Origin of the sequence: Streptomyces sp. NPDC014801 (assembly GCF_043082085.1) — a bacterium.
Taxonomy (GTDB): Bacteria; Actinomycetota; Actinomycetes; order Streptomycetales; family Streptomycetaceae; genus Streptomyces.
This window is the reverse complement of the sequence record NZ_JBIBXG010000008.1, coordinates 403436-429451: the sequence shown is the minus strand read 5'-3', so window position 1 is coordinate 429451 and position 26016 is coordinate 403436. Positions and strand designations below refer to the sequence as shown.

The 26016-nt window shown below is 74.2% G+C and carries 21 protein-coding genes and 1 pseudogene; 12 read left to right on the top strand and 10 right to left on the bottom strand.

Features of this window, described 5'->3' with window-relative positions; translation table 11 throughout:
• The first annotated feature begins 8 nt into the window (after positions 1–8).
• A complete protein-coding gene (locus tag ACF1AL_RS21850; RefSeq protein WP_366841255.1) occupies positions 9–1238 on the top strand; it encodes a cytochrome P450 in 1230 nt (409 codons plus the stop codon).
• A 26-nt stretch (positions 1239–1264) separates the two neighbouring features.
• Entirely contained in the window at positions 1265–2035 is a 771-nt protein-coding gene (locus tag ACF1AL_RS21845; protein WP_391705996.1) for a class I SAM-dependent methyltransferase, read from the top strand.
• Positions 2036–2074: 39 nt separating this feature from the next.
• Here ACF1AL_RS21845 and ACF1AL_RS21840 read toward each other — a convergent pair whose 3' ends face one another.
• From ACF1AL_RS21840 to ACF1AL_RS21830, 3 genes are all read right to left on the bottom strand, one after another.
• The gene (locus tag ACF1AL_RS21840; RefSeq protein ID WP_391777627.1) at positions 2075–2320 is read right to left on the bottom strand and encodes a hypothetical protein; all 246 of its coding nucleotides are present in this window, start codon (positions 2318–2320) and stop codon (positions 2075–2077) included.
• A gap of 37 nt (positions 2321–2357) precedes the next feature.
• Positions 2358–2702 (bottom strand): hypothetical protein, encoded by a 345-nt coding sequence (locus ACF1AL_RS21835; protein WP_391826982.1) that lies wholly within the window; start codon positions 2700–2702, stop codon positions 2358–2360.
• Between the two features lie 107 nt (positions 2703–2809).
• Entirely contained in the window at positions 2810–3745 is a 936-nt protein-coding gene (locus tag ACF1AL_RS21830; RefSeq protein ID WP_391826980.1) for an urea transporter, read from the bottom strand.
• A 254-nt stretch (positions 3746–3999) separates the two neighbouring features.
• Between ACF1AL_RS21830 and ACF1AL_RS21825 the strand changes: the two genes are divergently transcribed.
• Positions 4000–5196, top strand: a complete 1197-nt coding sequence (locus ACF1AL_RS21825; protein WP_391826978.1) for a cytochrome P450 — start codon at positions 4000–4002, stop codon at positions 5194–5196.
• 306 nt (positions 5197–5502) lie between these two features.
• Here the strand turns inward: ACF1AL_RS21825 and ACF1AL_RS21820 are convergent, their stop codons facing one another.
• The 3 genes from ACF1AL_RS21820 to ACF1AL_RS21810 form a co-directional block, all read right to left on the bottom strand.
• Positions 5503–6294, bottom strand: coding sequence for a VOC family protein (locus ACF1AL_RS21820; RefSeq protein WP_391826976.1), 792 nt, complete (start codon positions 6292–6294; stop codon positions 5503–5505).
• A gap of 72 nt (positions 6295–6366) precedes the next feature.
• Positions 6367–6852, bottom strand: coding sequence for a flavin reductase family protein (locus tag ACF1AL_RS21815; protein WP_391777623.1), 486 nt, complete (start codon positions 6850–6852; stop codon positions 6367–6369).
• A 79-nt stretch (positions 6853–6931) separates the two neighbouring features.
• The gene (locus tag ACF1AL_RS21810; RefSeq protein ID WP_391826973.1) at positions 6932–7690 is read right to left on the bottom strand and encodes an AraC family transcriptional regulator; all 759 of its coding nucleotides are present in this window, start codon (positions 7688–7690) and stop codon (positions 6932–6934) included.
• A 54-nt stretch (positions 7691–7744) separates the two neighbouring features.
• Here ACF1AL_RS21810 and ACF1AL_RS21805 point away from each other — a divergent pair, with 54 nt between their 5' ends.
• Complete coding sequence (locus ACF1AL_RS21805) at positions 7745–8932, top strand: MFS transporter (protein ID WP_391826971.1); 1188 nt, start codon at positions 7745–7747, stop codon at positions 8930–8932.
• 39 nt (positions 8933–8971) lie between these two features.
• The gene (locus ACF1AL_RS21800; protein ID WP_391826969.1) at positions 8972–9820 is read left to right on the top strand and encodes an aldo/keto reductase; all 849 of its coding nucleotides are present in this window, start codon (positions 8972–8974) and stop codon (positions 9818–9820) included.
• Positions 9821–9955: 135 nt separating this feature from the next.
• Here ACF1AL_RS21800 and ACF1AL_RS21795 read toward each other — a convergent pair whose 3' ends face one another.
• The 3 genes from ACF1AL_RS21795 to ACF1AL_RS21785 all read right to left on the bottom strand — a co-directional run bounded on the left by ACF1AL_RS21795 (position 9956) and on the right by ACF1AL_RS21785 (position 16532).
• Positions 9956–12817, bottom strand: coding sequence for a SpoIIE family protein phosphatase (locus ACF1AL_RS21795; protein WP_391777620.1), 2862 nt, complete (start codon positions 12815–12817; stop codon positions 9956–9958).
• Between the two features lie 407 nt (positions 12818–13224).
• Positions 13225–14658: a PLP-dependent aminotransferase family protein gene (locus ACF1AL_RS21790; protein WP_391826967.1), complete on the bottom strand. Its 1434-nt coding sequence runs from the start codon at positions 14656–14658 to the stop codon at positions 13225–13227.
• Between the two features lie 125 nt (positions 14659–14783).
• Entirely contained in the window at positions 14784–16532 is a 1749-nt protein-coding gene (locus ACF1AL_RS21785) for an MOSC domain-containing protein (protein WP_391826965.1), read from the bottom strand.
• 193 nt (positions 16533–16725) lie between these two features.
• Here ACF1AL_RS21785 and ACF1AL_RS21780 point away from each other — a divergent pair, with 193 nt between their 5' ends.
• The 3 genes from ACF1AL_RS21780 (at position 16726) to ACF1AL_RS21770 (ending at position 19681) form a co-directional block, all read left to right on the top strand.
• Positions 16726–17904, top strand: coding sequence for a PP2C family protein-serine/threonine phosphatase (locus ACF1AL_RS21780; protein ID WP_391706032.1), 1179 nt, complete (start codon positions 16726–16728; stop codon positions 17902–17904).
• A 273-nt stretch (positions 17905–18177) separates the two neighbouring features.
• Entirely contained in the window at positions 18178–19044 is an 867-nt protein-coding gene (locus ACF1AL_RS21775; RefSeq protein WP_391777617.1) for an SGNH/GDSL hydrolase family protein, read from the top strand.
• Positions 19045–19147: 103 nt separating this feature from the next.
• On the top strand, positions 19148–19681 hold the full coding sequence (locus ACF1AL_RS21770; protein WP_391826963.1) for a GNAT family N-acetyltransferase: 534 nt from the start codon (positions 19148–19150) through the stop codon (positions 19679–19681).
• Between the two features lie 9 nt (positions 19682–19690).
• Here the strand turns inward: ACF1AL_RS21770 and ACF1AL_RS21765 are convergent, their stop codons facing one another.
• Complete coding sequence (locus ACF1AL_RS21765; protein WP_391826961.1) at positions 19691–21220, bottom strand: alpha/beta fold hydrolase; 1530 nt, start codon at positions 21218–21220, stop codon at positions 19691–19693.
• A gap of 61 nt (positions 21221–21281) precedes the next feature.
• Here ACF1AL_RS21765 and ACF1AL_RS21760 point away from each other — a divergent pair, with 61 nt between their 5' ends.
• The 4 genes and pseudogenes from ACF1AL_RS21760 to ACF1AL_RS21745 all read left to right on the top strand — a co-directional run bounded on the left by ACF1AL_RS21760 (position 21282) and on the right by ACF1AL_RS21745 (position 25759).
• A complete protein-coding gene (locus ACF1AL_RS21760) occupies positions 21282–22226 on the top strand; it encodes a MerR family transcriptional regulator (RefSeq protein ID WP_391827010.1) in 945 nt (314 codons plus the stop codon).
• A gap of 213 nt (positions 22227–22439) precedes the next feature.
• Entirely contained in the window at positions 22440–24011 is a 1572-nt protein-coding gene (locus ACF1AL_RS21755; protein WP_391826959.1) for an APC family permease, read from the top strand.
• Between the two features lie 186 nt (positions 24012–24197).
• Positions 24198–24830 (top strand): annotated as a pseudogene (locus ACF1AL_RS21750) (DedA family protein); the annotation flags it as partial.
• 389 nt (positions 24831–25219) lie between these two features.
• On the top strand, positions 25220–25759 hold the full coding sequence (locus ACF1AL_RS21745) for an SRPBCC family protein (RefSeq protein ID WP_391658507.1): 540 nt from the start codon (positions 25220–25222) through the stop codon (positions 25757–25759).
• The last annotated feature ends 257 nt before the right edge of the window (positions 25760–26016 follow it).

Here is a 26016-nt window from a genome sequence, read left to right as displayed (position 1 = left end):
AGCAGCGGATGCCCGAGCAGAGCCCGACGATCGTGCACGACGTACCGGTCAATGTCGCTCAACAGCCCGATCCCTACCCGCTGTTCGAGCGGATCCGGGAGCACGGGGCGGTGCAGCGGGTACGGCTGAATCCCACCCTTGAAGTCTGGATGGTCACGGGGTACGACGAGGCCGTGTCCGCGCTCACCGACCCGCGGCTGAGCAGCAGTCCCGTCGGCGTGCGGGGCCTCGAGGACGAGATGGCCGAGCAGCAGCGCACCAACATCCTGATGTCCAGCATGGTGATCGCCGACGGCGACACGCATGTGCGGCTGCGCAACCTGGTCTCCAAGGCGTTCACCGCGCGCCGGGTGGAAGCGCTCGCACCCCGCGTGCAGGAGCACACCGACGCCTTCCTGGACGCGTTCGCGGGGCGCGGATCGGCCGACCTGGTCGAGGAGTTCGCGCTGCCGCTGCCGATGGCCGTGCTCAGCGACCTCATCGGCATCCCCACCGAGGGACAGCCGGATTTCGCCAAACTGGCCGTGGGCCTGATCATGCCGCCCAACACCCCGGAGCGGCTCGCCAAGGGCGCCCGGGCCCGGGCCGCGCTGGTGGAGTTCTTCCAGCCGCTGATCGAGCGGCGCAAGGCCGAGCCCAGGGACGACCTGCTGAGCGCACTGTGCGCGGCACAGGCCGAGGCGCGGATCAGCGACCGCGAACTGACCGCGATGACCATCCTGTTGACGCTCGCCGGGCACGAGACCGTCGCCAGCCTCATCGCCAACGGCGTCCACGCGCTGCTGCGCCACCCCGACCAGCTCGCCGCCCTGCGGGCGGACCCGGACCTCCTCCCCGGGGCGATCGAGGAACTGCTGCGCTACGAGGGCCCGGTCAGCCGGGGCGTCGCGCGCTTCACCGTGGAGGACTTCGAGATCGCCGGGGTCACCATCCCGGCCGGCGAGATGATCATCGTCGGGCTGGCGGCGGCCAACCGCGACCCGGCCCGCTTCGACCGCCCGGACATCCTCGACGTCGCCCGCCGCGAGATGCCCCAGCAGCTGGCCTTCGGGCACGGCGCGCACTTCTGCCTCGGCGCGCCCCTCGCCCGTATGGAGGCGCGGATCGCCATCGGCACGCTGCTGCGCCGCTTCCCGGACCTCACGCTGGCCACCCCGGACGAGACGCTGTCGCGCCGCGAGGGCATCCTGCGGGGCATGGCGACGCTGCCGGTCACGTTCACCCCGCACGGCCGGTGACGGCCCGCCTCGCGAAGGGATCCCCCATGGCATCGGCCTCCACGGCGGCGGAGTTCGACGACATCGCGCCGCTGTACGACGCCTCACGCGGCGGCACCGCACGGGCGGCGGGGTTCGCCGAGCAGCTGGCCCCGCTGCTCGACCCGGCCCATCCGGTGCTCGACGTCGGCGTGGGCACGGGCATCGTCGCCGCGGAGCTCACGGCGCGCGGGCACTCGGTGGTCGGCATCGACCTGTCGCCCGGGATGCTCGCCCTGGCCAGGGAACGGCTCGGCGAACGGGTGGCGGTGGGCGACGCCTGCCGGCTGCCGGTGCGCACCGCCTCGGTGACGCAGGCCGTGTCCACGTGGCTGCTGCACACCGGCCCGGACCGGACGGCGGTCTTCCGGGAGATGGCACGGGTGCTCCGGCCGGGCGGCCGCTACCTGGTCGTCCCGGCCCGGGGCGGGCGTCCCACGGACGACGTCGGCCGGATCGTGGGCGCCCTGGAGGACCGGCTGGACCCCGAGGGGCGGCGCCAGGACGGACCGGACCACCTCGTTCCGGTCGCCGTCGCGCACGGGTTCGCCTACGCGGGCACGGCGAGCGAGCGGCCCACCACCTTCCAGGTCTCCCCGCGCGCGATGGCGAAGTCGCTGGCCGGTGGCCTGTTCACGGGCGCCTGGCAGGTGAGCGGGGAGGAGGAGTACGCGGCGATTGCACAGGCCCGGGAGCGCCTGCTGGCCCTGCCGGACCCGGACCGGCCGCGGGTGCGGGCGATGGCCGACTTCGTGATGGTCTTCACCCGGGACGCCTGACGGGAGGCACGGCCCGCCGCCCTCCCGGCGGGCCGCCCGTCACGCCCGGGACGCGGCGTGGTGCTGGGACGGGGCGTGGTGCTGGGCCGCCGCATGGTGCTGAGAGGCGGCATGGGGCCGTTCCGGGGCGTGGTGCTGGGCGGCGTGCTGTCCGCCCAGCAGCTCCGCCGCCCGGTGCCGGGTGTGCTCGGCGGCCCTCTGCGCCTCGGCGACGACGTCGCCGCGCTCGCGCAGCAGGTCCTCGTAGATCGGGGGGTGTTCGCCTCCCGTGACGCCGTATGTCATCGCTGCTCCTTTCGGCTGTCGTGCGTCTCGGATTTCCTCATGCCCGGTTGAGCCGGGCGGCGATTCCGTGGCCGATCAGCAAATAAATGATGGCGGGCAGTCCGTAATTGAGGACGATACGCACACCCTCTGTGTCCATCGTGAAAATGTCCTGTGCCCATCCGGACAGCCAGTCGGCCATCGTGTGCACGAAATCCACGAAACCGTTGCCCTCGTTGGCGTCGAGCAGGTGCAGCACGATCCACAGGACAAGCAGACCGGCCGCGACGTCGGCGATCGTGCAGATCGTGAGGGCCGTGCGCCGGGCGGCGCCGGCGGCGGGCCCGGGTGGCGGGGGCCGGTCGTGGGCGGGGTATCCGGAAATCGGGTCGGTGTGGTTCACGGAATTTCCGATCTGCAGCGGGTCGGGCGGAGCCCTTTTCTCCCTCCTACTGCGTCCGGTAATTGCCGCCGCGTTACACCCCGCCGTCAACAGACCACATATCCCGGCTATTCGGGTACCTGCCGCCATGTCGGTATCCGGGAGCCCGCCGGCGCGGCCGGGACGGTCAGGTGCGGGAAGGAGCGGGCGGCCGCCAGGAAGGCCAGGGTCGTCAGCACGAACGGCCAGGTGAAGGGATGGCCGCCGGACGGGGCCAGCAGGGCGGCGACGGCCGGGGTCAGGGCGGTCGCGGTCGCGGCGCCCAGCAGCGCGTACAGCAGGGTGCGCCGGGTCGCTGTCAGGAACACACCGCACAGCGCGAGCGCGACGAGCACCGCGCTGCATGCGGCCGTACCGTCCGCGATCCGTTCCGCCGGGACGCCGAGGGCCCATGCGGTCAGCAGGCCGGTCGCGCCGCCCGCGCAGGCGACGAGCCCGGCCACGCGGCCGGCCACGAAGACGCCCGCCAGCACCAGTGCCCCCGCGTACCACTCGTCGAGGAAGAAGACCTGGCCCATGGTGCGGAAGAAGCCCCGCCAGAGCTCCCCCGGGCGCAGCCCGGCCGGGCCGGAGGCGGCGCGCGGCAGGGCGGCGAGCGCGTCCCCGTGCGGCCAGATCCGCCGGTAGGCGGGCGCGGCGACCGTCACCGCGCTCGCCATCAGGCAGTGCGGCACGGTCAGCGGCGGCAGGTGCCCTACGCGCAGCAGCCGGGCGACCGCCGCGGTGACGACCGTGACGACCAGCGCGCCCCCGGCGGCGAGCAGCACCGTGGACAGCCGTCCGGCGTCCAGGAACACCGCGCAACACAGGGCGAACAGACAGCAGTTGAACCCCTCCAGCCCGGCGTCCACCCGGTCGCGGGCCACCCCGAGCAGCCGCGCCCCGCCCGCACCGAGAGCCGCGCCGCCGAGACCGTAGCCGAGGTAGCGCCAGTCCGCCGCGAGCAGCGCGAGACAGAAGGCGGCGCCCGCCCAGGCGTTGCGCAGGAACATCACCTGGGCCACGCCCCGCAGCGCCCGCCCACCGATTCCCCGGGCGTCTCCGTGTTCCGCCCGCCCCCACCGGATGCCGCCCGACCGTCCCACGCCCCGCCCCCTCGACCGCTTCGACATATCCCTTATTCCGCTTTGTGGAATTCAAATTCCTCCATACGATACCGAAGGGCGTCGCGGCAGGGCAGTGGCCGACCGCGCACTGGGCCCGCGCGGTCCGCTCGGCCAGGATGGGGGCCCGACTTCTTCCCTGGGGTGGTAGCCGTATGAGCATCGTCGATCTCGCCGCACTCGGTGAGTCCTTCACCCGCGACCCGTATCCGGTCTACGCCCGGTTACGGGAGCAGGGACCCGTGCACCACGTCCGGATGCCCGAAGGGGGCGCGCTCGCCTGGCTCGTCGTCGGCTACGAGGCCGGGCGTGCCACGCTCGCGGACCCCCGGCTGACGAAGGACTGGAGCAAGGCGTCCCCCGCCCTGCCGATCGGCAGCGTCTCCTCCGGTGTGCACATGCTCCGGGCCGACCCGCCGGTCCACACCCGGCTGCGCAAGCTGGTCGCGCGCGAGTTCACCGCGCGGCGCGTGGAGGAACTCGCCCCGCGCGTGCAGAAGACCACCGACGCACTGCTGGACCGGATGCTCGCCTCTCCCGGCGGCCGCGCCGACCTCGTCGAGGCGCTGTCCTTCCCGCTGCCCATCTCCGTGATCTGCGAACTCCTCGGCGTGCCGGACCTGGACCAGGAGTCCTTCAGGACCTGGTCGAACGACGCGCTCGGCGCCCTGGACCCCGAGGTCCGCCGGGCCGCGGCGGCGGCGATGGCCGGCTATCTGGCCGAGCTGGTGGAGGGCAAGCGGCAGCGGTCCGGCAGCGACCTGCTGAGCGCGCTGATCCACAGCTCGGACGAGGACGGCGACCGCCTGTCCCACGACGAACTCATCGGCATGGCCTGGCTGTTGCTCGTGGCCGGGCACGAGACGACCGTCAACCTCATCACCAACGGCGTCCTCGCGCTGCTGACGCACCCGGAGCAGCTGGCCGCGCTGCGGGACCGTCCCAGCCGTGTCGACGCCGCGGTGGAGGAGATGCTGCGCTACGACGGCCCGGTGGAGACGCCCACCTACCGCTTCACCGTCGACCCCGTCACGATCGGCGACACGGTCGTGCCCGGAGGGGGCGAACTGGTCCTGGTGGCCCTGGCCGACGCCAACCGCGATCCCGCGCGGTTCGCCGGCCCCGACCGGTTCGACATCTCCCGGGACGCCCGGGGCCATGTCGCCTTCGGGCACGGCATCCACTACTGCCTGGGGGCGCCGCTGGCCCGGCTGGAGGCCCGCATCGCGATCGGGACCCTGCTGGAGCGCTGCCCCGACCTCGCCCTGGACATCCATCCCGCGGCGATCACCTGGCGCCCGGGCATGATGATCCGCGGCCCGCAGAGCCTGCCGGTGCGCTTCACCGCATAGGGGCGGGGCGGGGCGTCGGAGGGCGAGGCATCCGAGGGCGGGGCCGGGAAGGGCGAGGCGTCGAAGGGCGCGACGCGCCGGACGGCGGGCGCCCTCCGGGGCCCCGGTGGCCCGGCGGTGTCACCACCGCGCGGGCGCGAGCCGGACGCGGGCGCCCTCCGGGACTCCGTTGGCCCGCGGCGTCACCACCGCACGGGCGCGAGCCGGACGCGGGCGCTCTCCGGGACTCCGGTGGCCCGCGGTGTCACCACCGCGCGGGCGTGAGCCGGACGCGGGCGCCCTCCGGGACCCCGGTGGCCCGCGGCGTCACCGCTGCGCGGGCGTGAGCACGACGAAGTCCGCCCGGGACGGGTCGAGGCAGACCGCCAGTCTGCCGACGCCCTCCATGTCCGCCGGCCCCATCTGCACGCTGCCGCCGCCCTCGGTGACCTTCGCGACGGCGGCGTCGCAGTCGGTGACGTCGAAGACCGGGTGCCAGTACGGACGGCCGCCGGTCAGGGACAGGTCCTCCGGGCGGACCTGCATGAGCCCGCCGTGCATCCGCTCCTCGGGCTGCCCGGCCGGTGTGATCATGGTGTACGTGCCCGCGCCGCCCGGCATCTCCATGTCGGAGTACTGCCAGCCGAAGACCGAGCCGTAGAACTCCTTCGCGGCGGCCGCGTCGCTCGTGTAGAACTCCACCCAGGACAGCGACCCGGGCTCGTCGGCCAGTTCGAAGCCGGCGTTCTGCCCGGGCTGCCAGACGGCGAACTGGCCGCCCAGCGGGTCGCTGTACTGCGCCATCCGCCCCCATTCGCCGAGGTCGCGCGGCTCGACGCGCACCGTGCCGCCGCCGCGCTCCACCGCCTTGGTCGAGGCGTCCGCGTCGGTGACGCAGTAGTAGATCATCCAGGCCGACCGCGCCCCCTCCTCGGTCAGCTTGCCGAGTCCCGCGACGGTCTTGCCGTCCTTGCGGAACACGCCGCCCTCCATGTCGCCGCCCATCGGCTCGAACTGCCAGCCGAGCACCGCGCCGTAGAAGGCCGCGGCGGCCCCGACGTCCGGGGCGCCGAGGTCGATCCAGCAGGGCGAGCCGGGGGCGAGGTCAGTGGTGATCACGGTCGGTTCCCTTCCGTAGGTGCTCTGCCACCCAGAGTGACACCCCCCACTGACAATCGCGCGCCGGGAACCTCAGTCCGCCGGATGGCCCGGTTCGATGTCCAGGGCGTCGCGCAGGCGCAGCAGCGGCCCGTCGACGGGCCGGGAGCCCCAGCGTTCCGGTTCGAGGACGAAGCAGACGTGGTCGCCGCTGTCGAGGCGGTCGCGCACGGTGCCGACGAACCAGGCCGCCGCGTCCTCCAGGACGACCGCGTCTCCGGCCTCCCGGCGCCAACGCACCCGGGCGAACTTGTCGACCGTGTCCCCGGTCTCCCCGCCGAACAGCGCGGCCAGCTCGTGCTGGTCGCGGGTGAGCAGGTGCACGGCGAGACGGTCGGCGGCGCGGGCCACGCCGTAGGTGTGGTTGGCCTTGGACAGCCACACCGCGTACCGCGCCGGCTCGATGGAGCACTGGGCGGAGAACCCCACGAGGCAGCCGGAGCGTTCCGTGCCCGACGCGGCCGTGACCACGCACATCTCGGGGTTCAGCCGGTCCATGAACGCGTCCGCGCCCGCCATGTCCTGATTCCTCCCGTCCCCGGCCACCGCCGGCCGCACGGTCACCCTGTCACCGCCACCCTACGGCCGCCGTCGCCCGTCACGAGGCCTGGTGGCGGCCCGGGGTGTGCCCGAAGGCGCGCCGGAAGACGTCGATGAACGCGCTGGCGGACGACCAGCCGCACCGGTGCGCGACGGCCGTCACCGGGACGTCCTCGGCCAGCAGCACCAGCGCGTGGTGGAGCCGTACCTGGGTGCGCCACTGCGGGAAGGTCATGCCGAGTTCGGCGCGGAACAGCCGGGAGAGGGTGCGTTCGCCGGCGCCGACCTCGCGGCCGAGTGCGGCGAGCGTGCGGTCGTCGGCGGGGTCGGCGCGCAGCAGCGCGCACAGCGCCCGCAGCCGGGGTTCGGCCGGCATGGGCAGGTGCAGCGGCTGCTGGGGCGCGGCCCGCAGCTGGTCGAGCAGCACGGCCAGCAGGCGCCGGCGCTCCGGGCCGTCGGGGGCGGGAGTGCCGGTGCAGGCGATGATCAGCTCGCGCAGCAGGGGGCTCACGCCGAGCACGGTCGGGGTGTCGAGGCCGAGGGGGTTGGCGGTGGTGGGCAGCCCGAGCAGGTGCAGTTCGAGGGCGCCGTGGGCCTGGTGGGCGTGGACGGTGCCGGCGGGGATCCACAGCGCGCGGGTGGCGGGGGCGATCCAGGAGCCGGCGTCGGTGGTGACGGCGACGACGCCGCGGCCGGCGTAGGCGATCTGGTGGTCCTCGTGCCGGTGGGCGTCGATCTCCGCGCCCGGTGCCAGGAGCCGGGTGCTGGTGGGGGCGATCGGCGTGTGGCGGATCGGCGTGTGGCGGATACGCGTCATTGCTTGGCAGATTATCGGAAGTACGACAGGGGGTGGGGCGCCGAGCATGGGCGGGTGCGCAGACATGCATCGATCACCCTGCTGTCCGTCGGCCACGCCTGTGTCGACGTCTACCAGGGCGCCGTGGCCTCCCTCGTCCCCTGCTTCGTCGCCGAACGCGCCTACGGCTATGCCGCGGCGTCCGGCATCGTGCTCGCCGCCTCGCTGCTGTCGTCGGTGGCGCAACCCGTGTTCGGTCTGCTCACCGACCGCCGGGCGCTGCCGTGGCTGCTGCCCTGCGGCACGCTGCTGGGCGGGCTCGGTGTCGCGCTCAGCGGGCTGGGCGGCGGTTACGCGCTGACGCTGGCGTGCGTGGCGGTGTCCGGGGCCGGGGTCGCCGCCTACCACCCGGAGGCGGCCCGTGTCGCCCGCGTCGTCTCCCGGGGCAGCCACAGCGCGATGGCCTGGTTCGCGCTGGGCGGCAACGTGGGGTTCGCCGCCGCTCCCCTGCTGGTCGCCGCCGTGGTGGCCACCGGGGGGCTGCGCTGGACGCCCGTCCTGGCCGTGCCGGCCGTGGCCGGTACCGCGCTCTGCGTGCCCGTGCTGCGCGCGCTGGGACGCGGGCGGCCGGCCGGTCCGGGTACGGCGAAGGGCGGCGGCCGGGACGACACGGCGTCCTTCGTGCGGCTGACGCTGGTCGTCGTGTGCCGGTCGGTCGTCTTCACCGGCCTGAGCACCTTCGTGGCGCTGCACGTCGAGCAGCACACGGACGGCGGCCGGGCGGCGGGCACGGCCGCGCTGTTCGTGCTGTACCTCGGCGGAGCGGTGGGCTCGGTGCTCGGCGGGAGCCTGGCCGGCCGCTGGGGCCGCGTCATGGTGTCCCGGTGGGCGTACCTGCTCGGCGTCGGCGCGGTCGCCGGGGTCGTGCTCGGCAGCGGCCCGGTCCTCTTCGTCTTCGTCGCACTGGCCTCGATCGGCCTGTACGTGCCGTTCTCCCTGCAGGTCACGCTCGGCCAGGACTATCTGCCCAGCCGGGTCGGCACCGCGAGCGGGATCACCCTGGGGCTGACGGTGAGCGTCGGCGGACTGGCCGGCCCGCTCATCGGCGCCCTCGCCGACGCGACCTCGCTGCGGACCGCGCTGACCCCGCTGATCGTCCTGCCCGCGGTGAGCTGGCTGCTGCTGCGCACCCTGGCCGAGCCGGGCGAGGGTGCCGTCCCCGCTTGGAGCACGGGCCGGGAGACGACCTCGCCCAGCGGGTAACCGTGCAGGCGAACCCCCTGCCGAGCGTTGGGACAGCCCATGCAGACCGTCACCCTCAACAACGGCGTCGAGATGCCGATCCTCGGCTTCGGCGTCTACCAGATCCCGCCCGAGCAGACCGAGCAGGCCGTGCGCGACGCCCTCGCCGCGGGCTACCGCTCCCTGGACACCGCGGCCGCCTACGGCAACGAGGAGGCCGTCGGCCGTGCCGTCCGCGACAGCGGCATCCCGCGCGAGGACCTGTTCGTCACGACGAAGCTGTGGATCTCCGACGCCGGCGAGGACCGGGCCCGGCGCGCCTGCGAGACCTCGCTGCGCAAGCTGGGCCTGGACCACGTCGACCTGTACCTGATCCACCAGCCCTACGGCGACGTCTACGGCTCCTGGCGCGCGATGGAGCGCATGCTGCGCGAGGGCCTCGTGCGGGCCGTCGGCGTGTCCAACTTCCACCCGGACCGCCTGGTCGACCTCATCGACCACAACGAGGTCACGCCCGCGGTGAACCAGATCGAGACCCACCCGTTCTTCCAGCGCACCGCCGATCAGGAGCTGATGCGCGAGCGCGGGGTGCAGATCGAGTCGTGGGGGCCGTTCGCCGAGGGCCGCAACAACCTGTTCACGCATCCGGTGCTCACCCGGATCGCCTCCGCGCACGACAGGTCCGTGGCGCAGGTCGTGCTGCGCTGGCTGATCCAGCGCGGCGTCGTCGTGATCCCCAAGTCGGTGCGCGCCGAGCGGATGGCGGAGAACATCGACGTCTTCGGCTTCGAGCTCACCGAGGAGGAGATGGCGGCCGTCGCCGCCCTGGACACCGGCGCGTCGCTGTTCTTCGACCACCGCGACCCCGCCATGGTCAGCCGCCTGGGCACCGTCGTCCTGGAGTCCTGACCCGCCCCCGGCCCGCGCCGCCCGGCCCGCCACCGCGCCCCTTGGCCCGCCACCGCGGCCGCGGACCCGGTCACCGCGGAGAACACCGCGGAGGTCGCCGCGCAGGTCACCGCGAGACCGCCGGGACGGCCGCTGTCACCAGGCCATCTCGTCCATCAGCAGCGCCGCGTCCGGCAGGGCCGAGCCGCCCAGCGACTGCTCGGCCCAGATCACCTTGCCGTGCGCGGCGTAGCGGGTGCCCCAGCGCTGGGCGAACTGGGAGACGAGGAACAGACCGCGCCCTCCCTCGTCGGTGGTCGCGGCCCGGCGCAGGCGCGGCGAGGTGTTGCTGCCGTCGGACACCTCGCACACCAGGGTGCGGCCGAGCAGCAGCCTGACCCCGACGGGCGGGGCGCCGTACCGGATGGCGTTGGTGAGGAGTTCGCTGAGGATCAGCTCGGTGCTGAACGACTCCTCCTCCAGCCCCCACTCCTGCAGCCGGCGGCCGGCCTCGGCCCGGACCCGGGACACCTCCGTCACGTCGAACGGCACGTCCCAGGACGCCACGTGGGACGGGCCGAGCAGCCGGGTGCGGGCCACCAGCAGTGCCACGTCGTCGCTGGGGTGGGTGGGCAGCATCGTCTCCATCAGCGTCCGGCAGGTCTCCTCCGGGGTGCCGTCCGGGCGGGCCACGGCCTCGCGGAGTATGGCCAAGCCCTCGTCGATGTCCCGTCCGCGGTCCTCGATCAGCCCGTCCGTGAACAGCACCAGACGGCTGCCCTCGGCCAGCTCCAGCTCCCCCGACTCGAACGGGAACCCGCCCACGCCGAGCGGCGGCGAGACGGGGATCTCGGGGAAGGTCACGCGGCCGAGCGGGTCCACCACGGCCGGCGCGAGATGCCCGGCGCGCGAGAGGGTGCAGCGGCCGCCGACGGGGTCGTAGATGGCGTACAGGCAGGTGGCGCCGGTGAGCGGGGCCGGGGCGCCCTCCGCGGTCTCCGCCTGGGTGTCCAGCCGGGCCACCATCTCGTCGAGGTGGCCGAGCAGTTCGTCGGGGGCCAGGTCCAGCGAGGAGAAGTTCAGCACGGCGGTGCGCAGCCGGCCCATGGTGACCGCCGCGTGCATGCCGTGCCCCACGATGTCGCCGACGACCAGCGCCACCCGGAAGCCGGGCAGCGGGATGACGTCGAACCAGTCGCCGCCCACCCCGGACTGCGCGGGCAGATACCGCCAGGCGACCTCCAGCGCGTCCTGCTCGGGCAGGTCCCGGGGCAGCAGGCTGCGCTGCAGCGTGACGGCCATGGCGTGCTCGCGGGAGTAGCGGCGGGCGTTGTCGATGGCCACCGCCGCCCGGGCGACCAGCTCCTCGGCGACGGCGGCGTCCTCCTCCTCGAACGGCGCCGAGCCCTCGCCGCGCCAGAAGTTGACCATGCCGAGGACCACGCCGCGCGCCCGCAGCGGGACGGTGATCAGCGAGTGGATGCCGTAGTCCAGGGCGCGTCGCGCGCCCTGCGGGTCGTGGGCCCGCCAGTCCTCGGCGTGCTGGAGGTTCGGCACCAGTACGGCCTTGCCGCCGTGCAGCGCCGCCACCATGGGGGTGTCGGCCGCGACGAACCGGATCAGGTCGCCGACCGGCTGCAAGGGGTGCCCCGTCTGCGACTCGCTGAGCGCGGTGCGCCGCATCTGCTTCACGGTCCCGGTGGGCTCCTCGCCGCGCAGCACCGAGTCGAGCAGTTCGACGGTGACGAAGTCCGCCATGCGCGGGACCGCGACGTCGGCCAGTTCCTCCGCGGTGCGGCGCATGTCGAGCGTGGTGCCGATGCGCACGCCCGCCTCGTACAGCAGCGTCAGCCGGCCGCGGGCCACCTCGGCCTGGCCGGACAGGGCGCTCAGTTCGGTGGTGTCGCGGAAGGTGGCGACCATGCCCTGGACGCCGCCGTACGGAGCGGTCGGCCGGGTGTTGACGGCGAGCAGCCGGTCCCCGGCGGGGATGACCTGGTCGGAGGCGGCCTCCCCGGACGCCAGGATGCGGGTCAGGCCGGCGCCGAGACCGAGGTCGCCGACCTCGCGCTGGTCGGCGTCGTCGGGGAGGTCCAGCAGGCGGCGGGCCTCGTCGTTGGCGAGCAGCACGCGGCCGTCGGCGCCGATGATCAGGACGCCCTCGCGGACGGCGTGCAGGACGGCGTCGTGGTGCTCGTACATCCGGGTCATCTCGGCGGGGCCGAGGCCGTGCGTCTGCCGCCGCAGCCGGCGGCCGACCAGGGCGGTGCCGCCGGTCGCGAGCGCCAGCGCGACGACGGAGGCGCCGACCATGACCGGCACCTGCTGGTTCAGGAGGTGCCCGAGGGTCTCGACCCGGATGCCGGCGCTGACCATGCCGACCACGCGGCGGCTGGCGTCGGTCACGGGCACCACGGCGCGCACGGCGTCGGACGGCTCGCCGTGGAAGGTCTCGGTGAACGCCTCGCCCGAGGCGGCCCGCTCGACCCCCTGCGCCCGGGTGCCGATCAGGGACGGGTCGGTGTCGCTGAGCCGCACCCCGCGCTTGTCGAGGACGCTGATGAAGTCGACGCCGGAGCCCTGCCGTGCCTGCTCAGCAGGCCCCTGCAGCTGCGAGGTGGGGTACGGGGAGCGCAGGGCCAGGGCTGTGCCGGGCGCGTGCGCGAACGCCTCCGCGGTGGCCAGGGAGCGGTTCTTGGCGTTGCGCTCGCCGTCGTAGCGGCCCTGTACGACCAGGGCGGTGGCGGCCGCGGCGACGAGCACCAGCATGATCAGGGCCTGGAGCAGGAACACCTGGGTGGCGAAGGTGCGGACGCTCAGCGACGGCGACAGGCGGTGGGCGCCCGGGCTGCGCTGCCTGCCGTTCCCCCGGGTCTCCGCGCCGTTCCGTCCGGTGCCGTGCGACCGGCCGGAACGGTGGTTCGCGTCTCCCCGCGGACGAGACGCATCGCGCAGCCGCCGTGCGCCCTTCGGCGGCGGCGCGGTCCTCGCGCGGGACCAGCGCGACCGTCCGCCCATGTCCCCTTTCTAACACCGGGGCTCCGGGGCGGGCGAGCGCAGACAGTCCCTCCGGGTCACGCCACGTCGCCACGGCTGCGGGAACGGGAGCCGTGTCCGCCGCGGCGGCCGGGGTGCCCGGTGTCTCGGAGGCGCCCGGCGACGCCGCCGACGCCGGCCGCCTGCAGGCCCGTGACGGCGGGGCAGCGCCGGGCGGGCCGTCGGCGACCAGGAGGCCGGCGCCGGCGGTGGGGGCCCCGCGCGCAGTGGCCCGGCATCTCGTTCAGCGACCGGGTGGCCCGGGCGACGACCTGGCGGGCCGGGCGACCTGCGACCTGCGACCTGCGACCTGCGACCTGCGACCTGGGGCATAGGTCACACCGGCCCCTGCCTCCCCGTAGGGCCCGCTCTCCCCGCCGACGGCCCGCTCACACACGGGTGTTGGCGGCCCAGGCCGGACGGCCGCGGGCCAGCGCGTCGGCCAGGGTGCGCAGGGCCCCGGTCAGGGTGCCGACGTCCGGCGCGTTGCCCAGGCACATGCGTACGGCGCGCGGCGACGGCTCCTCGGTGGCGCTGAAGTACAGCGTCGGGCCGAGGGAGATGCCATGACCCTCGGCGAGGGCGAGCACCTCGGAGGCCGTCCAGGGCTCGCGCAGCTCCACCCACGCGTGCAGGGCGTCGGCCCGTACGGCGCTGATCGCGGGCGTGCCGGCCAGCAGGTTCACGGTGGCGGTACGGCGGCGCCGCATCTCCTGGCGCTGCCAGTCCAGCAGGCGGTCCGCGGTGCCGTCACCGAGCCAGCTCAGGGCGACGGCGGTGGCGAGCGGGGCGGGGTTGAAGACGGTGGCGCGGATGAGTGCGCCGAGCCGGCCGGCCAGTTCGGGCGGCCCGGCGAGGAAGCCGCAGCGCAGCCCGGGGGCGAGCGTCTTGGACAGACTGGTGAGGAACAGGGTGCGCTCGGGCGCCAGGGCGGCCAGCGGGGGCAGACCGGTGTGGTCGGAGAGCAGCCCGAAGGCGTCGTCCTCGACGATGATCAGGTCGTGGCGGCGCGCGATGCCGGCGATCGCCTCGCGCCGCGCGAGCGGCAGGGTGGCGGTGGTCGGGTTGTGGGCGGTCGGCATGCAGTACAGGGCGCGGGCCGCCGGGGTGGCGGCGCAGGCTTCTTCCAGTGCCTCCGGGATCAGCCCCTCGTCGTCCATGGCGACGGCGGATCTGCCGATGCCCAGCAACTGTGCGGCGGACTTGGCGCCGGGGTAGGTCAGGGACTCGGTCAGCAGGGTCTCGCCGGCCCGCAGGGCGGCGCCGAACGCCACCAGCAGGGCGTGCTGGCTGCCGTGGCAGATCGCCACCTGGTCGGGGCCGGCCTCCACGCCGCTGCGGGCCAGCCAGCGGCTCGCGCCGTGCCGGTGTTCCCGGCTGCCGATGTCGGGCTCGTAGCCGAGCAGGGCGCCGAGGTCGGCGGAGGCCGCGAACGTGGCGAGCGTGCGGCGCAGCATCTCCTCGTGGCGGCCGCGCGCGGGGGCGTTGACCGCCATGTCGAGCCGCACGGGCCCGCTGCTCTCCCCGGGGGCGGGGGTGTCGCGCAGGTGGGGGATGCCGGAGGCGCCGGCGACGAAGGTGCCGCGGCCGACGGTGCTGGTGACCAGGCCCTGTTCCTCGGCCTCGCGGTAGGCGCGGCTCACCGTGGGAACGGCGACGCCGAGTTCGCGGGCCAGCTCGCGGTGCGTGGGCAGGCGGTCACCGGCCGACAGGCTGCCGGTGGTCACCGCGGTGGCGATGGCCTCCGCGATGCGCCGGTACACCGGGCCGGTCGTCGCGTCGTCCTCCAGCAGCCGTGCGAACAGGCGGGGATCGGCCGCCATCGTTCTCCTCTTCTCCTCGGCCCGTACCGGGTCTTCTCCTCGCCCGTACCGGGACCGTTTCTCCTCGGACCCTGCCGGACCGCTTCTCCTCGGACCCTGCCGGGCCGCGTCTTCTCGTCGGACCGCTACAGGTCGATCATGACGCTCGTGGTGGGACGAGCACAGCACACGGGGACCTGCCCCGGCTCGACGGGGGCCGTCGGGTCGATCACATAGGCGATCTCGCCGTCGTCGAGGGTGGTCACGCACGTGCCGCACAGCCCGGTCCGGCAGGAGGCGTCGGGGCGCAGCCCGGCCTGTTCGGCGAGGGCGAGCAGGCTGAAGGTGTTCTCCCGCCACGGCACGGTCACCCCGGAGCGGGCGAAGGTCACGGTGACCGGCCGCCCGTCGGCGCCGCACACCACGGGACCGGCGTCGGCCTGCTCCTCGCCGGGCAGCGGCCTCGCGGCGCCGAAGAACTCGTGGTGGATACGGTCGGCGGGGACGCCCCGCTCGGCGAGGCCGCCGACGATGTCCGCCATGAACCCGGAGGGCCCGCACACGTAGTAGTCGGCGTCGAGCGAGGGCAGGATCCGCTCCAGCACGGCCGGGGTGACGCGTCCGGTCTCGTCGTGGTCCCGTCCCGGACGGTCCTCGGGCAGGGGGCGGCTGAACATCAGGTGCGTGCGGATGCGCTCCTGGGAGGCGGCCAGGTCACGGACGTACGACCCGAAGGCGAGCTCGCGCGAGGAGCGGGCCCCGTGGACGAAGTGGACGGCACGGGCCGTCTCCCCGTCCTCCGCGGCGAGGTGGGCGAGCATCGCGAGCAGGGGCGTGATGCCGATGCCCGCGCTGACGAGCACGACGGGGCGCCGGCCCGGCCGTACGACGAACCGGCCGCGGGGCGCCCGCGCCCGCAGCCGTGTCCCCACGGCGACCTCGGTGTGCAGATGGGCGGAGGCGAGGCCGTCGGGGACGCCGGTAGCGCCGGCCGGGGCGGGCGCGCGCTTGACCGCGACGCGGTAGCCGAGGCCGTCCTCGGTGCGTCCGGCGACGGTGTACGTCCGCACGACGGGCCGCGCGATGCCGGGTATGTCGAGCGACAGCGTCAGGAACTGCCCCGCCGCGAAGTCGGGCAGCCGGACGCCGTCGGGGTCGGCGAGGTCGAAGGAGACGACGTCCTCCGCCTCCCGGCGGCGGGCCGTGACGATCATGGTCCGCTCGCCGGACCACTCCTCCCCCGTGCCGGTGGCCCGGGCGAGCAGCCGTTCCGCCTTGGCGCGCAGGGCCGGCGGCAGGTCGTCGCATCCCAGCACCCTGGTGAGCGCCGCGGCGTCGGGCCGCTCCCGGTGCAGGACGCGGGCGACTTCGGCGACCGACACACCGCTCTCCCCGCGCCGCACGAGCTCCATCTTGTCGCCGGCGCGCAGCAGACCGGGCTCGACGACGCGGCAGAAGAAGCCGACGCGCCCGCCGGCGAGATAGCGCGCCGGGATGTCCTCCCGGCCGAGCCGGACGGCCATCTTGCGGCAGGGGATGCGCGGCTGCGTCACCCGCAGCAGGACCTCGCCGACCCGCAGTTCGTCGCCGATCAGGACCTCGTCGTCGGCGGGGCCGTCCACGGTCAGGTTCTCCCCGAAGGTGCCCGGCGGCAGGTCGCGGCCCAGCTCGCGGCGCCAGTCGTCGTAGTGACGCAGCTGGTAGCACAGCACGGCGCGGTCCGGATCACCGGCGTCGTCGACGTGGTCGTCCGCGGCCGGTCCGTCCGCCTCCACCCGCGCGGCGCCCTCGGTGGGGCGCTTGTCGAAGCCCGTGACGATCGTCTCGCCCTGGACGGTCATCGGCCCCGCCTGCCCGAGGTTGACCGAGAGCAGCTCTCCGAAGATGTGGGTCATGAGGGAGAAAGTAACAGTACAATTTGGAGTGGACAAGGCATTGTCCAAGGACAAAGACGGGCCTCGGGACGGGGCCGCGCGCATCGGAGGCGGACGCCGCCATACGGCCCCTTCCGGCCTGCGGGGCGGTGCGCGCGGTGTGAGACTGCTGAGCGGTGACGGCCGACGCAGCCGCCGGACGAGGGGAGCACGGGTGGTGACGGGAGAGACCGCCGACGACCTGCTCGAGGAGTTCCTGGCCGATCCGGCCAACTCCACCCTGGACCTGGGCGACGCCGCGGCCCGCTGCACCAAGGCCCTCGGCCTGCAGCGCTCCGTGGTGTACCTCGCCGACCTGCAGCAGCGTCATCTGATCCCGCTCACCGACGTGACCTCCACGCTGCCCATCGACGGCTCGCTCGCCGGCTGGACGTACCGCACCCAGGCGCTGCGCGTGGAGGAGTCCGAGACCGGCGCGATCATCGCCTGGTTCCCGCTGCTGGACGGCGCCGAGCGGCTGGGCGTCCTCGCGGTCTACACCCCCGCCCTCACCACGGCCTCGCTGACCCGTGGCCGGGCGCTCGCCACGCTCCTCGCCATGATGATCACGTCCCGGCGCGCCTACCAGGACTCCTTCACGCGGCGCACCCGCACCGAGCGGATGCAGCTGCCGTCGGAGATGCTGCGCGCCTTCCTGCCGCCGCGCACCATCGGCAACGCCCGGGCCGTCTCCACGGCCGTCCTGGAACCCGCCTACGAGATCGGCGGCGACGCCTTCGACCACGCGCTCAGCGACACGGTGCTGCACGCCACCGTGCTGGACTCGCTGGGGCACAACCTGGCGTCCGGGCTCACCAGCGCCGTGTCGCTGGCCGCGTGCCGCAACGCCCGGCGCAGCGGCTCCGACCTGCCCGAGCTGGTCAACAGCATCGACAGCGCGCTGGCCACCTGGCTGCCGGAGCAGTTCTGCACCGCCGTGGTGGCGCAACTGGACCTGGCCACGGGGGTGCTGCGGTGGAGCAACTGCGGCCACCCCGCGCCGCTGCTGATCCGCGACCACCGGCTGATCGTGGACGCGCTGGAGCGCGAGCCGGACCCGCCGCTGGGGCTGGCGCGCCTGCTGTCGAGCCGGGAGCGGCAGATCCACGAGTTCGTCCTGCAACCCGGCGACCGGGTGCTGCTGTACACCGACGGCGTCACGGAGGCGCGCACCCACGACGGGGAGCTGTTCGGCCTCCAGCGGTTCGCCGACTACGTCATCCGGGCCACCGCCTCCGGGGAGCTGGCCGCGGAGACGCTGCGCCGCCTCATCCACTCGATCCTCGACGGGCAGGCCAGCCGGCTGCGGGACGACGCGACGATCATGATGTTCGAGTGGCAGCCGCCGCGGTGACGCGGCACTGACGCCACGCGGATGGTCAGCGTTTCAAGAACTTCCGTCCAGCTTGTTGACTCACTGTCTCACCGGCTGCACATTACCTATCGGTAGAACCGCGCAGTAACCCTGCGGGCGGTCCTCCCGGCCGTCGCCGTGCACCCCCCACGTCCATGACACGGCCGTAGGCACTCCCCCTGCTCCGAGCCGCAATTTCTCGCTCCCCTGCACGCCGCGCGGGCCTCGTCGCGCCCGCCGTCACGCGTGCGCCTTCCGAGAAAGTGAGAGCACATGCCGAAGCCCGCCCTGCGCCATGTCATGGCCGCGACAGCCACCGCGATGGCCCTGAGCTTCACCGCCGCCCCCGCCCACGCCGCCCCCGCTCCCCTCGACTACGTGGCCCTCGGCGACAGTTACAGCGCCGGTTCCGGAGTCCTGCCCGTCGACCCCACGAACCTGCTGTGCCTGCGCTCCACGGCGAACTACCCGCACGTCCTCGCCGACCGCACGGGCGCCCGGCTGACGGACGTCACCTGCGGGGGCGCCCAGACCAAGGACTTCACCCAGGCGCAGTACCCGGGGACGGCGCCGCAGCTCGACGCCGTCGGCGCGGACACCGACCTGGTGACGCTGACGATCGGCGGCAACGACAACAACACCTTCATCAACGCCGTCGTCTCCTGCGGCACCGCGGGCGTCCTCACCGGAGGCAAGGGCAGCCCCTGCAAGGACCACTTCGGCTCGTCCTTCGACGACCAGATCGAGGCCAACACCTATCCCGCCCTGGTCGCGGCGCTGCGCGGCGTGCGCGCCAAGGCCCCCCACGCGCGCGTGGCAGCCCTCGGGTATCCCTGGATCGTCCCGCAGACCTACGACCCCTCCTGCTTCCTCAAACTCCCGGTGGCCGAGGGCGACGTGCCCTATCTGCGCGGCATCCAGGCCCACCTCAACGCCGTCGTGGCACGCGCCGCCCGCGAGACCGGGGCGACCTACGTCGACTTCGCCGCCGCCTCCGACGGCCACGACGCCTGCCAGGCCCCGGGCACGCGCTGGATCGAGCCCCTGCTGTTCGGGCAGAACATCGTGCCGGTCCACCCCAACGCGCTCGGCGAACAGCGCATGGCCGAACGGACGTCGAGCGTGCTCCGGCTCGGCTGACCGGCGCGGCCACGCGCACGCACGCGGGGAGGCGCGCACAGGGCAGCCACCGGGACCGGCACCGGCTCCGTCGCGCCGGACCGATGATGCGATGATCACCCGCATGTCGTCATCGTCGCTCGCCGCGTCCTGGCCGTGCGTCCTGCGCACGTCCCGGCTGGTCCTGCGGCCCGCCGAGGCCGTCGACGCGCCCGCGTTCACCCGGTTGTGGACCGACGCCGAGGTACGGCGGTACCTCGGCGGGCCGGTCGCGCAGGACCGACTCGGGGCGTACCGGCGGCACTTCGCCGGCCGCCCCGGTCTGTTCGCCGTCGCCGCCCGGGACCGGGAGGCGGCGGTGCTCGGCTCGGTGACCATCGACACGGTGTCCCGGTTCGCCGGCCGGCGGGAGGTGTCGTACTCCTTCCTGCCGGAGCACTGGGGCCACGGCTACGCCCGGGAGGCCGTCGCCGCCGCGATCGACTGGGCCTTCGAGCACGTCCCCTCGGACGACCCGTCGGTCGTCGCGGTCACCCAGGAGGCCAACCTCCGCTCCCGCCGGCTCCTGGAAGCCCTCGGCATGCGGCTGGTCGAGACGTTCGTGGAGTGGGACGCGCCGCAGACGCTGTACACCGTCCGGCGTCCCGCAGCCGTCTGATTCCCGGGCTCAGCCGGTGAGGTGGCCGGCCACCGATTTCATCGCGCGGCGCAGGGCCGGGCCGCCCACCTCGGGCGGGTCGAGGGTCTCGAAGCCGTGCCGGCCGGCGGGCACGTCGACCAGTTCCAGGTGCGCCCCGCACTCCTCGGCCGCCCTCACGAACTCCTCGACGGTGGCCGCGATCTCGGGTGTCTCCCGTCCGGCGCGCAGCAGGACGACCGGCAGGGCCCCGGCGTGCGCGATCGCGCGGACCGGCTGGAACCGGGGGTCGCGCAGGCCCCAGGCGGGCAGCGGCGCCAGGACGGGGTAGGAGGCGGCCAGGCAGCGCAGCCAGGGCGGGGGCGCCGCCAGCCAGGGGGCGGTGAGCAGGCCGCCCCCGGAGAAGAACCACAGGGCGACCCGGTCGGCGTCCACCCGGGGGTCGGCCCGCACCAGCTCCACCGCGTCGGTGACGTCCTGCGCCGCGCGCGCGTAGTCGGTGACGTCGTGCAGCCGGTGGTCGAGCGTCGCGCCGACCATGCCTTCGGCGGCGGCGAGGCGGGCGTACCCCACGAGGGTCGGCCACTCGCGCGGGGTGGGCCGGGCGCCGGGCGGCACCGGGCCGCCGTGCACGATCACCACGGCCGGCCGGGGGCCGTCGGCACCCTCGGGGACGTAGAGATCGACATGTCCCTTGCGATCCCTGGGCAGTTCGGGCAGCTGCAGGGGGAACGGGCGTGTGTGCGCGGGCTCTTCGCCGGTGCCGGCCGGCCGCAGGCGGCGCCCCTCGCCGGCCGCGGCCCGCAGCAGGACGTCGGCGAGCGCGTCCGGGCTGGAGAGCATCGGCCAGTGTCCCGTGGGCAGTTCGAAGAAGCTCACCCGCGGATCGGTCAGGGCCGCCAGGGCCGGGTCACCCAGGTCCACGAGCCGTTGCACCAGGTCGACGGTCGCGCCACCGGCGGTGCACAGCACACCGGTGGTGGGCACGGCGGCCGCCGCGCCCGTCAGCCGCAACGGCTCGAGCAGCGTGGCGAGCGGCTGCGGCGCGGCCACCGCGGTCAGCCGGTCCAGCGCCGCGTCGGACACACCGGCGGTGCTGCCCCAGCGCCCCCACTCCTCCCGGGTCACGGGCGGCGGCAACTCGCCGTCGAACTGCCCATGTTCGGCCAGTGCGGCCAGACGGGCGCGCAGCTCCTGGTCCGGTACGGCGGCCAGGGCGGGGACGCCGTGCCGCGGCATCCCGGCGTCCAGGTACACCACGCGTGCGATGCGCTCCGGCCTCCGGTCGGCGGCGCCGAGCGCCGGGTGGATGCCGTAGTCGTGGCCGACGAGCACGATCGGGCGGCCGGGGGCGGGGTCCACCGCGTCGATCGCGGCGAGCACGTCCGCGATGTGCGTCTCCAGGCCGACGCGGACCCCCTCCTTCGCGGGGCGGGCCGCGTCCTGCCCGGTGAGCGGGACGACGTGCGCCCCGGCGCCCGCCGCGGCCAGCCGGGCGACCGTCTCCTGCCACACGGGGGCGCCGGTGAAGACGCCCGCCACCATCAGGAACACCGTCATGATCATCTCCTTGTCCGGGTGCGGGCCGGTACCGTAGGAACTCCCGCAGAGGGAGGTTCAACTGTCCGCATCGCCCGAGCAGCTGTGGAGCATCGGCGAACTCGCCGAGCGCGCGGCCGTCACCGTGAAGACCGTCCGGTTCTACTCGGACCAGGGCCTGCTGCCCGAGGCCGGCCGCAGCGGCGGCGGCCACCGCCGGTACGGCCCCGAGGCGCTGGAACGGCTGCGGTTCATCCGCTTGCTGCGCGGCCTCGACCTGCCGCTGCCCGAGGTGCGCCGGGTCCTGGACGACGAGGACGCGGCGGGCCGGGTCCTGGAGGACGCCGTCGCGGGGCGGCTGCGGGAGCTGGGCTCCGAGCTGAGGGCGCTGCGCTGGCGCGAGGCGGCGCTGCGGCTGGTGCACGACTGCCCGGCGGACGAGCGGGCCGACCGGCTGCGGCTGCTCGGCGCGGTCGACAGCCCGCCCAGTACCGCGGCGCTGGCCCGGTTCTGGCGCGGCTGGCTGCCGGCGCGGATGCCGGCCCGGGCGACGGCCGCCTTCCTGGAGGTGGCCGTGCCACAGCCGCCCGCCGAACCGGATCCGGCGCAGGTGCTCGCCTTCGCCCGGCTGCACGCGATGACGAGCAGGCCCTGCACGGGCGGCAGCCGGCCGCAGCCGGAGGTGCACCGGGTGGCCGGTCCCGGCGGGTCGGCCGAACTGTACGCGAGCCTGGTCGAGGCGTTCGAGCTGGCCGGGCCGCAGGTGCGCCGGGAGCGCACACCCCGGCCGGGTGAGGCGCTGGACGCCTACGTGGCCGCGTACGCGCGCGCGTACGGCACCCGGGACACGCGGGACTTCCGCAGCCGGCTGACCGGGCTGCTGGCGGCCGAGCCGCGGCTGGACCGCTACTGGGAGCTGACCGCCGTCGTGCTCACCCCGCCGGGCGGCCGGCCGGAGCCGACGCCGGGGTCCGCGGACGCGTGGCTGCGCGCCGCCCTGGCGCGGGACACCGAGGAAGCGGCGTAGATCACAGGGAAGATCCGGAACCGGACATTCCTGGCGGCCGCACGATTCCCGCACCCACCCGGTGGCCCATGGGACCTTTGTTCGCGAGGCCGAATCGCTGCATGACCCACGCAATTAACGGTCCGAACTCGCCATGACCTATAAATATGAGGCTCCCGGTCACCTCATCGAGGGTGGCATGTACGGAAATCGCATGATTTAACGTCATCGTCCATGACTGACACGGCGACACGTCCCAAAGGCGGGACACGGCCACCGGGCGACGGCGCGGACCTGCGCGACGGCGTACGGGGCAAGGGACTGGGCGGCAACTCCGTCGGACTGCTCGGCAGCGCGGTGATCGGCGTCTCCACCGTCGCCCCCGTCTACTGCCTCACCTCCACGCTCGGCTCCACCGCCGGCGAGGTCGGCGTGCACCTGCCCGCCGTGTTCCTCGCCGGGTTCCTGCCGATGCTGCTCGTCGCCTTCGCCTACCGGGAGCTGAACAAGGCCGTACCGGACTGCGGCACTTCTTTCACCTGGACGGTGAAGGCGTTCGGCCCGCACGTCGGCTGGATGTGCGGCTGGGGCCTGGTGATCGCCACCGTGATCGTGCTGTCCAACCTGGCCGGTGTCGCCACGTCGTACTTCTGGCTGCTGGCCGGCCGGCTCACCGGCAGCGACGCGGTCGCCGCCCTGGACGGCGACAAGGCCGTGCACATCGTCACCTGTCTGGCCCTGATCGGCGCCGCGACCGCGATCAGCTACCGCGGCATGACGACGACGAAGGGCGTGCAGTACGCGCTGGTGGGCATCCAGCTCGTGGTGCTCGCCCTTTTCGTCGTCATGGCCCTGCGCGCGGCGCGCTCCGGCACCTTCGCCGGGCACCTCGGCTTCTCCTGGTCCTGGCTGAACCCCTTGGAGGTGAAGTCCTTCGCCTCGTTCAGCGCCGGGCTCTCCCTGTCGATCTTCATGTACTGGGGCTGGGACACCTGCCTGACGGCGAACGAGGAGACCATCGGCAGCGACAAGACTCCGGGCCGGGCCGCGCTGATCGCCATGGTGGTGCTGGTCGGCTCCTACCTGACCACCGCGGTGGCCGCCCAGATGGCCGTCGGTTCCGGCACCGGCGGGCTGGGCCTGGCCAACCCCCAGACCTCCGACAACGTCTTCGCCGCGCTGGCCGGCCCGGTCATGGGCGACGTGCTCGGCATCCTGCTCTTCGTCGCGGTCCTGGCCTCGGCCGCCGCGAGCCTGCAGACCACGTTCATCCCGGTCGCCCGCACCGTCCTCGCCATGGCGACCTACGAGGCACTGCCCGCGTCGTACGCGCGCGTGCACGAGCGGTTCCGCACCCCCGGACGGGCCACCGTCGTCGCCGGGGCCGCGACGGCCGTCTTCTACACCGTCATGACACTGGTCAGCGAGCACGTCCTCGTCGACACGATCTACGCGCTCGGTCTGACGATCTGCTTCTACTACGCGCTCACCGCCTTCGCCTGCGCCTGGTACTTCCGCGGCGACCTGACCCGCTCGCCGCGCGACGCCGTCTTCAAGGGACTCCTCCCGGTGACCGGCGGCCTGCTGCTGACCGCCGTCTTCGGCAAGACGCTGTACGACATGTGGGATCCGGCGTACGGCAGCGGGTCGGCCGTCCTCGGCGTGGGCTCGGTGTTCGTCATCGGCGTCGGTCTGCTGCTGCTCGGCGTGGTCGTCATGCTGGTGATGCGGCGCCGCAGCCCCGCCTTCTTCCGCGGGGAGGTCCTGACCGCCGGCACTCCGGCGCTCGTCGTCGACGAGCCGTAGACGGCGTCGTCGGGCTGCGCCCGGCGTCTCTCGGGCCCGGCCGTGCGGCCGGGCCCCACGTCGTCGTCCATGGCCGGCCCCGGGTCGTTGTCGATGCCGTCCGGGCCCGTCCACGCGATGCTGGTGGGGAGCGGCCGGCACGGTCGCCCGGCAGGAGGATCCGGACGACGGCGGGAGGCGAGCACGGTGATCGCCGTCAACCCGACGGACAGCGCCTCGGTGCTGGCCGCCTTCGGCGCGCTCGGCGTGCTGGCGGTGATCTTCGCCGAGTCGGGACTGCTGGTGTTCGGCTTCTTCCTGCCCGGGGACACCCTGCTCTTTCCGGCCGGGGTGCTGTGCGCCGAGAACGCCGGGCACGCGGCCCGGCTCGAACTGTGGCAGGTGCTGCTGTGCGGGGCGGTCGGCGCCGTGGTCGGCGGGCAGGTCGGCTATCTGATCGGCAGACACGGCGGGCAGCCCCTGCTGGCCCGCAGCTCCAGCAGACGCCTGAAGAGTACGGCCGTCCGTGCGGAGCGCTTCCTGGCCCGCTACGGCTACGGCAAGGCGCTGGTGCTGGGCCGGTTCGTGCCGATGCTGAGGACCGTGCTGCACCCGGCGGCGGGCGCGCTGGGCGTCCCCGTGGGGACCTTCACGCTGTGGCAGATCGTCGGGGGACTCCTGTGGTCCCAGACGCTGGTGCTGGCCGGATACCTGCTGGGATCCTCCGTCGCGCACGTGGACATGTATCTGATCCCGATGGTCGCCGCGATCGTCGTGGCGTCCCTGCTGCCCCTGCTGTGGGAGGCGCTGCGGTCCCGCCGCGGGGCCCGGCAGGGACGCGCCGGGGACGGCGAGCGGGCGACCGGGACGGAGACGGAGCCCGCGACGGAGCCGGCGGAATCCTCCCGCGGCGAGCGGGCGGTGCGGAGCGCGGAACCGCCGCACCGCACCGGGCCCACGGAGGAGTCGCCGCGCCACGCGGCCGAGATGAAAGAGCCCTCGCGGGAGGCGGCCGAAGCACGGGAGCCCTCCCGGGAGACCCCCTCCCGGCAGCCCGCCGACACGAGGAAGCCGGCGCGCGGGGCGGGCGAGGACGACTGAGCCGCCCCGAGGACGACCGGACAGGGTACCCCTGAACGCCGGCCGAGACACCACGTGGAGAGCGCGCCCGTCCGGGTACCCGTCGCCCCGTACCGATCCGTCAGCCCGTGAACAGCGGAGGAACACAGATGAGCACGGTCAAGGAAACGGTCGAGGTCGGCGTCCCGGTCCACACCGCGTACAACCAGTGGACGCAGTTCGCCGAGTTCCCGAACTTCATGGAGGGCGTCGAGGAGGTGCGGCAGCTGGACGACCGTCACAACCACTGGACCACCAAGATCGGTGGCGTCAAGCGCGAGTTCGACACCGAGATCGTCGATCAGCTTCCCGATGAGCGCATCACCTGGCGCACGACCAGCGGCGACACCCACCAGAAGGGCAGCGTCCGCTTCGAGCGGGTGGACGACACGCACACGCGCGTGGAGCTCGTGATGGACGTCGAGCCCAGCGGCGCGGTGGAGAAGGCGGCGGACCTCCTCGGCACGATCGACCGCCGCGTCAAGGGCGACATGAGGCGCTTCAAGGAGTTCATCGAGGAGCGCGGCGCCGAGTCCGGGTCCTGGCGCGGCCGCATCGCGCCCGGCGACCCCGGCACCACCCAGCCGGGCGGCACCGGCACCACGCTGCCCGGCAGCACGCAGCCCGGCAGCTCCGGCACCATGCTGTGACGCCATGTGCCCGCACGGGGCCGTGACGCCGGTTCACCCGCACGGCGCACGCCCCGTGCGCGGCGTCCCCCGCCGTGGGACGTTGGCAGAGCTTGCGCTCCGGGCCACGACCGGGGCGACATGACGTTTTCCGCGCCGATCGCGCGTCGTACCGGTGCGCCGTGAGAGGTCCGCCTCCGCAGCGCACCGGTGCCTGCCGTGCACCCGTGCAGGAGCGGCCCCGGGCCGCGCGGGCGCGGCACCGTGCGCCTGACGGC